We start from the raw sequence: 13,686 nt of genomic DNA, 5'->3' as shown, positions 1-13,686 counted from the left end.
TCGTATCTCTTCTGCGGGTCGATCTCGGTTATCTGGAGTTTGAAGATTTCGTCGATTCTCTCTTCCCAGTCGGGCAGCCAGTAGTTTTCTTCGGTTATGTGGTCTTCATCGCTATATCCAGGCGGGTAGTTCCAGAAGTGGAGATCTCCGTCGATACGGTAGACGTTTGCTTCAGAACCGGGATCGACACTTCCAGTCAGCCCGATTACAACCGCCTCATACCGGTTGGTAAGAAGTCTTTCGACAACAGCATTGAACTGAAGCGGCGCGTAATTGATTTTGATTCCAAGTGTCTGAGCATTAGAAACAAGATTGAGTCCAATAAGATCGCGCAGTTCATTATTAAAGTTTGTTATTAGATCAAATTCGAGTCTATTTCCATGGTTGTCTATGCACGTGCCATCCGAACGCCAGTCGAAGCCGCCTCTTTTCAATTCAAGACGGGCTCTAGTAACTGAGTACTTGAGTCCATACTGTTCGACATCGGGATTGTAGAAACTGCTGAAAGGCGTTATGGGACCGTAGAGAGGGAGACCGAAGCTATTCAGGAGAGTATCGATAATCGACTGCCTGTCCAAAAGATATGCAATTGCTTTTCCGAAATGCTCGTTTCTGAACCATTCTCTTTTCACCGGATCGACGGCATTGAAGTTGAAGGAAACGAATTGATTACTCAGGCCTCCAGTTCCCACTCCTGTCTGCCATCCCTCCTTTTCTGCCATCGACAGAATCCTGGGATATTCCTCGGCACTTGGAAAAAAGACGTCAGTCTCACCGGCTTCAAACCTTAACACTAGCGCCGCCCTGTCCGGGACAATCTGATAGACTATCCTCTCAATATATGGAAGTTGATTCCCTTGCGTGTCATACATCCAGAAGTGTGGGTTTCTCTTCAATACAATCCGCTCACCGGTGATGTAATCTTCAATTATGTACTGCCCCATCGTCACCAGTTTGTCCCACTCGTCTAACCCCCATGCCTGGGCGAAGATACCGGCCTTTAGCCTTTCATCAAGTACATGTTTCGGGAAGATATCCACAAAACCTATCGCTCTTAGAGCCATAGCGTTTGGTGTCGTCCAGGCGAATGAGATAGTCTCGTTATCAACTGTCTGTACATCTGGAGGAAGTCCGTTTGCGTCGAAGATTCCTCCGATGCCCGTACCTGTAACCTCGGGCAGCAGCTCTTCAAAGGTCCAGCGAATATCTTCCAGAGTGAAGGGCTCTCCATCCGACCACTTCAGTCCCTGCCTTATCTTCATGTAAAGAGTCAATCCGTCTTCGGAAAACCACCACTCCTTTGCCAGATACGGTCTTGTGGGCATTGAGAATTTATCCGGAAAGAGCAAGGATGAATATAGCCAGCCGTTTATATTGGCTGTAGAAACTGAAATGGCCGAGTTGAAAGTGTGGGGATCACCTGTCAACGCTACATACATAGTTCCTCCCGGCTTGCCGTTGCAATCTACAATCAAGTATTCAGGCTCGGTGGCAAATACAGTTGCCACTAATACAATTGAGATAAGAACAAAAAACAGTACTCTTTTCATTTTCCCATCTCCCTTCCAACAATTGTCCTTTCATTGTGAGGACTCGAAGGACGCATTTAGCTTGTTCCCGCACCTGAAAGCAATTCAGTTCAGAAACAGGTTTCAAAACAAAGCTTGTTCGCTGTTAGACGGAAGAACAGAGCGTGAAAGAGGAGTAGTAAAAGAGCCAGTATCAAGCTTCGTCATCCCTTTCCCTCCATCCCGATAGAGGGACACAAGTGAAAACTCATGAAGCGACACGGCATATGAAGCAAAACATCTTTTCGGTTACACGTAGATTATATTGCATTAAGCCTCTCGATCAAACAACTGATCGAACTGCAGAGTGGGATTTTCTGTAAAATAACAACGGCACTTAAATTAAAATAAGAGCAAATGAAAGTCTATCTACAGCTAAAATCACTAAAGTGTTTGACGGAAGTCAGTTATAAACCTTCAATGTTGATTATGTTCATATGAAGGTCTTTATAGCGTATGAACGATCTGTCGCATGAACATTCAGGAAGTTCGAGAGGAATTGTCTCTTCAAATTGAATGACTTTCTGTTAAGGTTCTCTCAAACGAAAAGTATCGGTCTCGAATGCAAATCCGGGAACATCTGTTGAGCTTCTTCATTGAAGGAGAAACGTAATCTCATCTCATGCTGCTTAACCCCCCTGCATTCGTAAAGAAGTTATAATTTATATTGACTAAGAGTAAGGAGTGGTTCCATGCATTCAAAGAACAGAATAGTACTTCTAATAGTTGTAATGTTGTTTACCGCTCTTGGTTTCTCGCTAACTATCTGCATCGACCCAGGTCATCAGAAGGAGGCCGATCTGACTCATGAGCCGATCGCTCCCGGTTCCGAGACAACAAAGGCGAAGGTTTCCACGGGGACTCGCGGAGTTTCTACGGGAATCCCCGAGTATGTTTTCAATTTGGAATTGTCGTTCATTTTGAGGGATAGGCTTCTTGAGGAAGGGTACGACGTCGTGATGACAAGAGAAAGCCATGATGTCAATGTGAGCAATGTTGAAAGAGCGAAGATCGCAAATGAGGCTGACGCGGACTTATGCATTCGTGTTCATGCAGATTATAGCTCAGATAGCACTCTAAAGGGGTTCATGCTGATTATTCCTTCTTCATCGTCCAAATACACTGCGCCGATCTACGAAGAGAGCAGGAAGGCCGCCGAGAAGATCCATGCGAGCTTGCTTCAAATAAGCGGGATCAAGTCTCTCGGAATCAGAGTTCGTGACGACATGACGGGGTTCAACTGGTCTGAAGTTCCCGTGCTGATTTTCGAAGCGGGATTCATGTCAAATCCCGAAGAAGATGTCCTTCTCTCTACCGGAGATTACAGAGAAAAGCTTGTTGAGGCTCTGGTTACGGGAATCGCAGATTATTTTCTCACCAAGTAAGTGTCGCTCCTAAAGTCGCTGCGCTTCGAGCAGCCCAAAGAAGGAAAAATTTGCAAATAACCACTACAAATAAAAATTGCTGCCCTTTTCGAGGGCAGCGAAGCGGTCTGAGGGTTACTTCAGCAATTAGATTATACAACTTTCTTTTCGATATTCCAAGTCAAAGGTAGTCCTGTAATCAATTTCGACCCCTTGACAAGCCTCTATTTTTCTCTCCCCATAGTGAGAGCAGTCTCTTTCATCTTTTTGTGAAGGGAGTCGATATCTCTTGGGAAAGCCAGTGCTGCAGTAAGAAGTACCAGTCCGCAAGGAAGCCAGAAGAGCGCGGAGACGTTCATTGCGACTCCCAGCGAGCCAACTGCCGTGGCCAGGGTTCCTGCAAAGAACTGCCCGAATCCCGTTCCGAGAGAATCTGTCAAGTTGAAAACCGAGAATATCCTTCCCCTGTTCTCCGGGGGATTGACATTCATCAGCATGGTCTTCATGTTTGGTCCGGTCATTGATGCTGAAGCGGCAGCAACCATTCCAAGCGCTCCCAGCATTATGAAGCTGCCGGCCCCCTCAACTGGCGGGAAGTTCAGGGCCAGGAGGGCCACAAAAGTGCCGATTATTGTCGTTATTCCACTGAAAAGAGGCATATATGACGGCTTCTTCTTATACAATAGACCACCGACCAGACCTCCGAAGAATATTCCAAGCACGTTTCCGACTCCAAAGAAAATGAAAATCAGAGTGGCCGATTCTTTTGACAGGTTTTTCGAGGTTTCGAAGTAGTTCACAAGGTAGTACGGTATTGCTCCCCAGGGAATCGTCCCCAAAATACCCTGTATGAAGAGAATCAGATTCGTCTTCACTTTGAAGAGATCCTTGTAGTCGGACAGTCTGACTTTTCCGATGTAATTTATCCCCTGATCAACGAGTTCGCCGACAGCCACTTCGGCGGCTCCTCTCTTTGGCTCTTCCGCGAACAGGAAGAACAGGAACGCGAGGACAATGTTCGGAAGCGATACGATGATGAAGGGCGTTCTCCAGCCAAGAGATGTGCCGGTGAAGCCGGCAATTACCATCCCTACAATGGCTCCCAGGGATATTGCAGTTGAGAGGAAGGAATTGACCTTCGCTCTCTGTGATTCTTTGAAAGCATCTCCGGCGTACGAAAAGACGACTGGAAAGAGAGCTCCTACCCCGATCCCCGTCAAAGCCCGTGCAATGAAGAGCTGAGGAAAAGTCTCCACGAAGGCAGACAGGAAGCATGGGATCTCGCCCACCAAAACGCTCAACAGAAGAAGGTGTATTCTACTGTACTTGTCTGCCAGAAAACCCCAAAAAAGTGAAATGAGGGCGCCGACGATTGTGAATGAACCCTGGATGAGGCCAATGTCTGCTTTTGTTATTCCGAATTCTGCCTCGATTTCCCCGATATTCGGAGACATGACCATCTGGTCCGCGTTTAGAAAGACCATCATGAAGAGCAAAAGAAAGAGAACGAAAGCCGCCTTTCCCTTTTTCATCTACATCCCCCCGGTCTACTGAAGTTCGTCTCTTAGGTTTGTGAACTCCTGTATAAAGGAATCTTTATCTCTCCACTTTTCTCTTACCTTGACAAAGAGATCGAGGAAGACTTTCTGGTCGAATATGTATTCGAGATCCGTCCTCGCTTCAGTGCCGATGGTCTTGATCATCGAGCCGCCCTTGCCGAGAATTATCGGTTTCTGACTGCTCCTCTCTACGATTACATCGGCTCTTATTTTCAGTATATTACCTTCGTCATTGAACTCCTGAACAACAACTCCCACCGAGTGGGGGATCTCCTGTCTAGTGTTCTGCAGAACCTTTTCTCGAACTACTTCCGATGCCATGAATCTGGAAGAACGATCAGTTATCAGGTCTTCGGGGAAAAGCATCTTTCCCTCTGGAAGAAAGTTGAAGACATCTTCAATCATCTCTTTAACACCGTCTCCACTCTTAGCAGAGATAAGGAAAGTCTTTTGAACATTTTCGAAAAGCTCTTCGGCCTTTGCCTTGAAGTCCTGAGTAAGCCTTTCGTTTCTGTATTCATCAATTTTGTTGATGGCGAGAAAGACAGGAATTCGGCTTTGATTAACATGATTGGCAACGAGCCTGTCCGACTCGCGAAGACCGTCAGTCGGGTCGACCATAACCAGCAGAAGATCCGATCCGGCCAGCGATGAAGTCGCGACTTTGAGAATGTATTGCCCGAGTCTGTGAAGAGGTTTGTGAATTCCGGGCGTGTCATAGAAGACGATCTGGCCCTCCACGGTCGTCAGTATTCCGCCGATGCGGTTTCTAGTTGTCTGCGGCTTATCGGAGACGATAGCAATCTTCTCTCCGATAATGGTGTTTATCAATGTGGACTTTCCCACATTGGGCTTTCCCACCAAAGCAACAGTCCCGGACTTCACCGACGCTTCACGCTCTCTCTTCTTCGAGAAGCAGCGAGAGATCGCCGATCTTCAAGAAGAGCTGATCTAGGGACTTGAGGAAGCCGAGTCTGTTGAGGCGGATATCTTCCTGTTCGGCCATAACAAAGACATCGTCGAAGTATCTGTCTATGTGAGGTTTGAGAGATGTCAGTAACAGGAGCGATTTCTCGAAATCGTCGCGCTCGAGCGCTTCCATTACATCGTCGAAGCATTTCAAATAGTTGTTCAGTAAATCACGTTCGGCCTGCTCGACGAACTTAGACCCGTCAAAACAGTTGCCCGAATGACCTCTGCTTATATTGTGGACCCTTTGATAAGCTACTAGAAGATCTGTGAAATCCTCATTTTTCACATACTCTAAGATTGCTTCGGCCGCGCGAACTCCGAGATACGGGAACCTCCACCACATCTTCACCGATCGTGCTATGTTCATCGAGAAGCCCTTCTCAAGAAGGAACGCTTCGAATCTATTAGAGAAGAAGTCGGTAATGGCATCAAGTGTTTCACTGTTAACCCCAGCAAGAGCACCGGAAGCTTCTTCAATCAGACCGAGAAGATCGAGTTTCCATCCGAGATGATGCATTGTCTTGAATATGAAAGAAGTCTTTCTCCTCAGAGCGTAGGGGTCCTTCGATGCAGAGGGTATGTTACCAATCATGAAATTACCGACCAAAGTATCTATACGATCGGATATACCGGTTACGGCGCCGGTCAGAGTTGCCGGAACCACATTGTCGCGGTAGTGCTCCTCTATTCCAGCAGAGACGTCGGGATTTTCGCCGGACAGTTCAGCGTAGATTCTTCCCATTATTCCCTGAAGCTCCGGAAACTCCTGCACGACTCTTGTGGTTTGATCTGCTTTCGCAAGAAGAGAGGTTCTCTTAACCTCCTGCAGTTCTTCACTCTTTGCTCCGAGCTTCTTGGAGATTGCCTCTGAAAGCGCTATTGTTCTGTCGGTCTTATCCTTCAGAGTGCCGAGCCCTCGCTGAAAGAGGATTCCTTCCAATCCGTTTACGTAGTTCTCTATTGGTTTCTCTTTGTCTTTCTCGAAGTAGAAGAAGGCGTCTTCAAGCCTTGCGTTGATAACTTCCTCGTAACCTAATCGAATGTTTCCCAGTGGATCATCTGGTCCGTCCTGAAAGGCAACAAAGCCGTTAGTCAACTTGCCTTCTTTGTAGACCGGGAAAGTCCTCTGATGGTGCTTTATAGTCACGATGATTACTTCAGGCGGGAGTGAGAGGTACTTCTCCATGAAGTTTCCCAGAACTGCCGTTGGGTATTCTGTCAAAGAGACGACTTCGGCAAGCAGTTCTTCATCAACGGGAATCTGGCTATGAATATCCGATTCAATTCTACTGATTTCAGAAAGAGTTCTTTCTTCTCTGTCGCTCTCTCGAGCGATCACAAGAGCATCTCTCAACTTCTGAAAGTAATTCTCAGGGGATACTTCGACTTCATCGAAGAAGAAACGGTGTCCCCTGGACTTATTTGACGATCTCTTTCCGAAGAGCTCCATATCGAGGATTTCGGAGTCAATCATAGCCGTTATCCACTTGACCGGCCTCACAAATTTATAAGTTCCGTCTCCCCAACGCATCGGCTTCTTGAAATCCAGCGATCTCAACATGTCTGAGAAGATCTGAGGCAAGAGTTCTCTGGCAGTCTTTCCACTTATATGTCTCTCTACGTACACATATCCGTCTTCAATACTCACTTCGTTAAGCTGAGCGTTACTTCCTCTGAGGAATCCAAGGAGCGCCTTGGTCGGTTCGCCGTCACTGTAGGCGATCTTCTCTGACGGGCCCTTTTTCTTTTCCACGAAGTCCGCCTGCCTGGATTCCATGTCTTGAATGAGCACACCGAATCGTCGGCTGGCAACGAAGATCTCGATTCCTCCATAACCCAAACGATTACTCTCGAGAGACTTCTCTATTCTCTCCAGGAGTTGCTTTCTCATTCCCTGAACCTCACTTGAAGGAAGCTCTTCAATTCCGACTTCAAGCAGTGCCTTATGATCATTCATCTGAACTGGCCTCCTTCGCTACATATGCTTCCGCAACTGCCTTTGCCATCTCTCTTATAGATTTGATGTAGCTCTGACGCTGAGAAACGCTGATAGCATTCCTGGCGTCAAGAAGATTGAAGGCGTGAGAGCACTTGATCATATAGTCGTAAGAAGGTCTTACAAGTCCGCTTTTCATGCATTGATCGAATTCTTGGCGATAGAATCTGTAGAGATCGAAGAGCCTGGAGGTATTTGCCACATCGAAATTGTAGGCCGAGAACTCTTTCTCGTTCTCCAGGAATACATCTCCATACTTGAATTCTCCATTCCAGTCTATATCGAATATGTTCGCTTTCTTTTGAAGATACATTGTGATTCTTTCGAGTCCATAGGTGATCTCGAGAGAAACGAGGTCTACGTCGATTCCGCCAACCTGCTGGAAATACGTGAACTGACTGACCTCCATTCCATCTAACCAGACCTCCCAGCCCACTCCCCAGGCTCCCAGAGTCGGAGATTCCCAGTTGTCTTCAACGAATCGAATATCATGCTCCACAGGGTCTATTCCGAGAGCTTCAAGTGAACCGAGATAGAGTTCTTGGGAATTCTCGGGGTTGGGTTTGATAATCACCTGATACTGGAAATACCTCTGAACCCTCATCGGATTTTCGCCGTATCTACCGTCTGTGGGTCTTCTGCTTGGTTGGATGAAGGCGACTTTCCAGGGTTTTTTTCCAAGCGACCTAAGGAAGGTTGAAGGGTGGAATGTACCTGCACCCATTTCCAAGTCATAAGGCTGGTCGATTATGCACCCCTGCATAGACCAGTATGAGTTGAGTTTTTCTACTACGTCTTGTAAGTACATTGTTCCCTCCTGAGCTTCTTATCTATTCAATGGAAATCAGGTAGTAATAGTAGGGTTGTCCGCCGCTGTGAACTTCGAATTCGAGATCGGAGAAGCTTCCCGAAAGAGATTCGAGTAATTTTCCTGCGGCTTCTTCAGACACTTCCGATCCATAAAATATCGTGACTACTTCTTTGTCGTCGTCTTTTCCAAGAACGGACTTAATGGAGTCGTGAACGAGCTTTTCGAGCTTTCTACCCGAGGTTATCAAACCATCTCTACCTATCGCTATATACTCGCCTTTCCTTATCTTCTTTCCCTTCATGCTGGAGTCGCGAACGGCGTATGTGATAGAAATCGGAGAAACGGCTTCGGCCGCTTCTTTCATCTCTTCTATGAGGGAATCGCTATCCATCTCGTCGTTATATACGGTCATCGCGGCTATACCTTCCTGAACCGTACGCGTGGGGATTATGTAAACTTCTTTCCCGGGATTGTCATCGTGAATGGCGTTCGCCGCCTCTTTGGCAGTTAGAATAATGTTCGGGTTGTTGGGGAGGACAATTACCTTGTTGGCAGCAATTCTGCTGATGGCTTCATATAGGTCTTTCAGACTGGGATTCATTGTCTGGCCGCCCTTAACAACGTAGTCTACGCCAAGACTCTTCAAAACATCGGCCAGACCGTCTCCCGGTGAGACCACGATTACTCCGTGGTGCTTGTCCTTTCCATACATCTCTGGTCCTCTCGACTGGATATCAACAACGTGCTCATGCTGTACCTTCATGTTGTCAATCTTCACCTTCTGAAGGAATCCGACACCGAGGAACTTCTCAATAACATCTCCAGGATGGTCTGTGTGGACGTGAATCTTTATGATCTCATCTTGATGAACCATGACAATCGAATCTCCCATCTCTTCCAGATAGGCTTTCAGCAATTCCGAGCTCTCCTCCTGGCTTTCCGACTCATTTAGGTTCACTATCAATTCAGTGCAGTACGTGTACTTGAGCTCTTCCCGTACAATCTCAACTATACGCTCCGTTGAAGATCCCATGGCCTGCGGCATCTGCTGAATCGGTCCCTCAAGCTCTATATCGCCTTTCGTTGCCAGCAGGAAGCCTTCAAATATGTAGGCAAGTCCCTTTGCACCTGAATCGACTACCCCGGCCTCCTTCAGTTTTGGCAGAAGAGTTGGGGTCTTCTCAACAGTATCGAAGGCAACGTCTAAGAGTTTCTCGAAGTACTCGTCAAAATCCTCTATGCCTCCGAATTCATTCCCGGCAGTATCAGCAGAGACCTTCATGACGGTCAACATTGTGCCTTCAACCGGTTTCATCACGGATCTATAAGCGATTTCTTTGGCTCTTGTCAGGCCCTCGGTGAAGGCCTTGGTGTTGACGAACTTTCTGTTTCCTATTCCCTCGGCGAATCCTCTAAATATTTGAGAGAGGATTACGCCGGAGTTTCCCCTGGCGCCCATCAACATCCCAGTCTTGACCGCTTCCAGAACGCTCACCAAATCATCTTTCTTCAATCTATCGAGATACTCGCATGCCTCTATCATAGCGGCCGCCATGTTCGATCCAGTATCTCCGTCTGGAACGGGAAAGACATTGAGCGCATTAATCTCATCTTTATTTGCAAGAAGTCGTTCAGCGGCTTTCCGGAAGGCTGCGACAAAAAACTTGCCGTTGATACGTTTCATCTACTTAGCCTCCCATCAATCCTGCAAGCCGACAACGTGAATATTCACCTTGATATTGGTCGCTTCAGTAAGCTCCTTCAACTTGTGAAATACGTTTTCCTGGATGTTCTCAACGACGGTTGGGATCCTAACGCCGTACTCGAGAATCAAATCGATATCTATCTCAAGCGTTCCGTCGATCTCCTCGGTTACTTTGATTCCCTTTCTGGAATCTTCTCCCGTGCCGAAAAGCTTTGTCAAAAAGCCCGTTTGGGGCGATCCGACGTTCACCGGTCCGTAAGACTCAGATACAACTTTTTTGACTATTGAAGATATCGCCTGAAGAGAAATATCGATCTTACCGAATTCTGTAGTTACTTGCATTCTTTTCACCTCTCAGTCTAGAGATTCTATTCTCTATTCCCCTGGCATCCAACCCCAGTTCATTCAATACCTCTTCCCTTGTGCCGTGAGAAGAAAAATGGTCTTCAATTGCAATAATATCGATTCTACCATTGTAGTTCTTCCTTGAAGCCTCAAGCGCCACATTGGAGCCAAAGCCTCCGCTCTTTATTCCCTCTTCAACCGTCACTATCAGGTCGTAATCGGAAAAGATCTCTCCGAGAGACACTTCATCGAGCGGTTTTATTGATCGGCAGTTATAAAGAGCATATCCGTTCAGAAGAGCGGCCTCTCTGCTTCTGGAAACCATCGATCCCGTTGCAAGAACGGCAGCTTCCTTTCCGTCGATCACCTTTTCCCACTTGAACAGCTCAATCTTCCTCAGGTTAGAGACAATCTCGTCGATATTCTGGAGCTCCGTCTCTCTCGGATATCTTATCGCAGTGGGATGGTCCATCCATTTCTCAGCGAAGAGAGTGAAGATCATATTCGCCAGTTCCTTCAGGCTCGAAGGAGCGAGAATCCGCATATTTGGTATCATCGAAAGGAAAGCGATATCGAAGATTCCGTTATGGGTCGCACCATCCTGACCAACTATGCCAGCCCTATCTATCGCGAATAGAACCGGAAGATCCTGGATGGCAACATCGTGGATCAGCTGATCCAGCGCTCTCTGCAGGAATGTCGAGTACACCGCGAAGACTGGTTTCGTTCCGGCCGCAGCCATTCCTGACGCAAAGGTTGTGCAGAGCTGTTCGGTTATTCCAAGATCGAAAAACCTTGCTGGATGTTTCTCGGCAAACCCAGCCAGACCCGTTCCGTCGGGCATCGCTGCTGTAATAGCGGAAATTGACGGGTCCTTCTTTGCCAGTTCAGTCAGAACCTTTCCGAAGACTTCGCTGTAAGTAAGCTCCCCGTCTCGGGAGATCTTCTCGCCGTTCTCCGGGTCGATTCTGCTGACACTGTGAAATCTAGTGGGATTGCTTTCTGCGTATTCGAGGCCCTTTCCCTTCTTTGTGACTATATGGACAAAGAAAGGTTCATGCAACTGTTTGACTGCCGAAAAAAACGCCTCCAGCTCCTGAAAATCGTGACCTTTCACTGGACCCACGTAGTTCAACCCCATATCTTCGAAAATATTACCTCCGAGAATCGAGGCTTTCAATCCGCTCTTTATCTTAGAAAGGAACTGCTCGAGGCTTCCGAGCCGCATTGTCTCCAGGGCGTTCTTCAAGTCGCCTTTCATTTCTCTGTAGACGGGGTTCAGCCTTAGTTCTGCAAGCGAAGAAGAGAGACTTCCCACGTTTTTCCCGATACTCATACCGTTGTCGTTCACTATCACTTTTATCTTGGAGCCGATGTCTTTCATTTGATTGAGGGCTTCAAGAGCCAGACCAGAAGTCAAAGCTCCATCGCCTGCAACAACCACAATGTTCTTTGCGTTCTGAAATATACTCTCTGCCTGCTCTATGCCCATTGCGGCAGGAAGCGCCGTTCCAACGTGCCCGGCCCCAAAGAAATCATAAGGACTTTCCTTTCTGTTCAGGAAGCCGCTGATCCCGCCCTTCTTCCTGAGCGATCCGAAGGAACCATAACGACCTGTAAGCAGTTTGTGAGTGTAAGCCTGATGTCCGGTATCCCATATGATTATGTCTTCGTCAGGGTTGAATACCCGGTAAAGAGCTATCGTCAATTCTACGGTCCCCAGGTTAGAAGCGAGATGTCCAGTATTAGAGGACACGACTCTCGTTATCGTATCTCTTATCTCACCGGCCAAAACCTCCAGCTGGGTATAAGAGTAGTCTTTCAATCGTCTGAAGAGCGGCTGTTCATTCATCAATTACAACTCCATTCTTTCAATGGATTTATAGTAATGTCTGAAAAGAAGCGCCGTAGTAACACTGCCGACTCCCCCGGGCACTGGAGTAATCGCGGCAGCTATCTGGCTTACCTCGTCAAAGTCCACATCCCCGACTAGCTTCCCGTCCACGAAGTTAATTCCTACGTCTATCACAACACCACCGGGCCTGATCATTTCTCGCTCGATAAATCCTGCAATTCCAACGGCACTGACTACTATATCGGCGTTGAATGTCTTCTCTGATATGTCTCTGCTCCTCGAGTGGCAAACTGTCACGGTGCCGTCCACACCTTTCTTCAACAAGAGCAGCGCGAGAGGCTTCCCCACTGTATTTGATCTACCGACAATGGTTACGTCTCTCCCCTTCACTTCGATGCCGTAATAGTTGAGAATCTCCATGACGGCTTCGGCAGTGGGGGGAGCGAAGAACTCCTCGTCGTTGACTATTCCGCCGAGATTCGATACGGTTCGGCCCTCAAGATCCTTCTCGGGATTAAGCGCAGCCAGCACGGCCCTCTCGTCGGCGGTTTTCAGCGGGTGCATTACCATTATCCCGGCAACGCTCTTGTCTTTGTTCAGTTCGGAGATCTCCTCGATGGGATTGCTGCCGCTATCTCTCACTATCACTTCAATTCCGAGTTTCTCTCCCCGCTTCCTTATCGAATTCATATAGGTCTTGTTGGATGGGTCAGGCTCGTCGCAGAAGAGAACTAGTGAAGGAAGATCTCCACTTCTTTTGCTGATCTTCTCCTTTATTTCGGCATATATGCTCTCTGAAACGATCTTTCCATCAAGTATCATATGCACCACCTCAAAAGAGCCCGCTAATCTTTCCGTCTGCGTCCACATCTATCTGCTTGGCGTTGGGGTCTCTGCCCAGTCCTGGCATCAGCATTATCTTTCCGGCGACAACAACTATAAACCCGGCGCCGGCCGAGAGGTTTAGATCTCTTACCTTGAAAGTGTAACCCTGCGGAGCCCCCAGTTTCTTGTCGTCGTCGGAGATGGAATACTGAGTCTTGGCAACTATTATCGGTAGACGGTCAACTCCCTGCTTCTTGAAGAGCCTTAACTTGCTCTTTGCAGCAGGCTCAAGATCGACTTTACCGGCTCGATATATATCCTTCGCCAGCTTGTTCAGCTTCTCTTCGAAGGAAAGGTCCATCGGAATCAATGGTTTGTAATCACTCGGACCGTCGACAAGCTCGACAAGCTTCCTCGCGAGGTCGACTCCTCCAGCGCCGCCTTCTGCCCACACTCTCGACCGCTCGTAAGGTATCGAGTTCGACTTGCAGAGGCCGTCAAATTTTTCTTTTTCCTTTTCCGTGTCAGTCGGGAATTCGTTAAGGGCAACTATTACGGGAATGCCGTACTTGCGAATGTTTTCGAAATGAACCTTCAAGTTTTCGAATCCCTGTTCAAGTGCCGACAAATCCTCTTCCCGGATATCCTTTTTTGAAGCTCCCCCGTTCAGCTTAAGAGCCCTGATC

At 47.6% G+C, this 13,686-nt stretch carries 11 protein-coding genes; 1 reads left to right on the top strand and 10 read right to left on the bottom strand.

What is annotated here, in order from left to right; all coding sequences use genetic code 11:
- On the bottom strand, positions 1-1,550 hold a 1,550-nt coding region (locus ENN47_00285), incomplete at its 3' end, for an ABC transporter substrate-binding protein (protein HDP76628.1).
- A gap of 710 nt (positions 1,551-2,260) precedes the next feature.
- Here ENN47_00285 and ENN47_00280 point away from each other — a divergent pair.
- A complete protein-coding gene (locus ENN47_00280) occupies positions 2,261-2,953 on the top strand; it encodes an N-acetylmuramoyl-L-alanine amidase (GenBank protein HDP76627.1) in 693 nt (230 codons plus the stop codon).
- A 203-nt stretch (positions 2,954-3,156) separates the two neighbouring features.
- On the opposite strand, the gene ENN47_00275 is transcribed toward ENN47_00280, so the two are convergent.
- From ENN47_00275 to ENN47_00235, 9 genes are all read right to left on the bottom strand, one after another.
- Positions 3,157-4,464, bottom strand: a complete 1,308-nt coding sequence (locus tag ENN47_00275; GenBank protein HDP76626.1) for an MFS transporter — start codon at positions 4,462-4,464, stop codon at positions 3,157-3,159.
- Between the two features lie 15 nt (positions 4,465-4,479).
- Positions 4,480-5,376, bottom strand: coding sequence for a GTPase Era (locus ENN47_00270; GenBank protein ID HDP76625.1), 897 nt, complete (start codon positions 5,374-5,376; stop codon positions 4,480-4,482).
- A 7-nt stretch (positions 5,377-5,383) separates the two neighbouring features.
- A complete protein-coding gene (locus tag ENN47_00265; protein ID HDP76624.1) occupies positions 5,384-7,420 on the bottom strand; it encodes a glycine--tRNA ligase subunit beta in 2,037 nt (678 codons plus the stop codon).
- Positions 7,413-8,267 carry a glycine--tRNA ligase subunit alpha gene (locus ENN47_00260; GenBank protein ID HDP76623.1) on the bottom strand — a complete coding sequence of 285 codons (855 nt, stop codon included), beginning with the start codon at positions 8,265-8,267 and terminating at the stop codon, positions 7,413-7,415. Before ENN47_00260 ends, ENN47_00265 begins: the two co-directional genes overlap by 8 nt.
- Positions 8,268-8,289: 22 nt before the next feature.
- The gene (locus ENN47_00255) at positions 8,290-9,954 is read right to left on the bottom strand and encodes a DAK2 domain-containing protein (protein ID HDP76622.1); all 1,665 of its coding nucleotides are present in this window, start codon (positions 9,952-9,954) and stop codon (positions 8,290-8,292) included.
- Positions 9,955-9,969: 15 nt separating this feature from the next.
- Complete coding sequence (locus ENN47_00250; GenBank protein HDP76621.1) at positions 9,970-10,317, bottom strand: Asp23/Gls24 family envelope stress response protein; 348 nt, start codon at positions 10,315-10,317, stop codon at positions 9,970-9,972.
- Positions 10,292-12,172: a 1-deoxy-D-xylulose-5-phosphate synthase gene (dxs, locus tag ENN47_00245; GenBank protein HDP76620.1), complete on the bottom strand. Its 1,881-nt coding sequence runs from the start codon at positions 12,170-12,172 to the stop codon at positions 10,292-10,294. The genes ENN47_00250 and dxs overlap by 26 nt, the downstream gene beginning before the upstream one ends.
- Positions 12,173-12,175: 3 nt before the next feature.
- Positions 12,176-12,997 carry a bifunctional 5,10-methylenetetrahydrofolate dehydrogenase/5,10-methenyltetrahydrofolate cyclohydrolase gene (locus tag ENN47_00240; GenBank protein ID HDP76619.1) on the bottom strand — a complete coding sequence of 274 codons (822 nt, stop codon included), beginning with the start codon at positions 12,995-12,997 and terminating at the stop codon, positions 12,176-12,178.
- A 10-nt stretch (positions 12,998-13,007) separates the two neighbouring features.
- A partial coding sequence (locus ENN47_00235; GenBank protein ID HDP76618.1) for a formate--tetrahydrofolate ligase occupies positions 13,008-13,686 on the bottom strand: 679 nt, incomplete at its 5' end.

Origin of the sequence: Mesotoga infera, from assembly GCA_011045915.1 — a bacterium.
Taxonomy (GTDB): domain Bacteria; phylum Thermotogota; class Thermotogae; order Petrotogales; family Kosmotogaceae; genus Mesotoga; species Mesotoga infera_D.
This window is presented reverse-complemented; position numbering and strand designations above follow the sequence as displayed.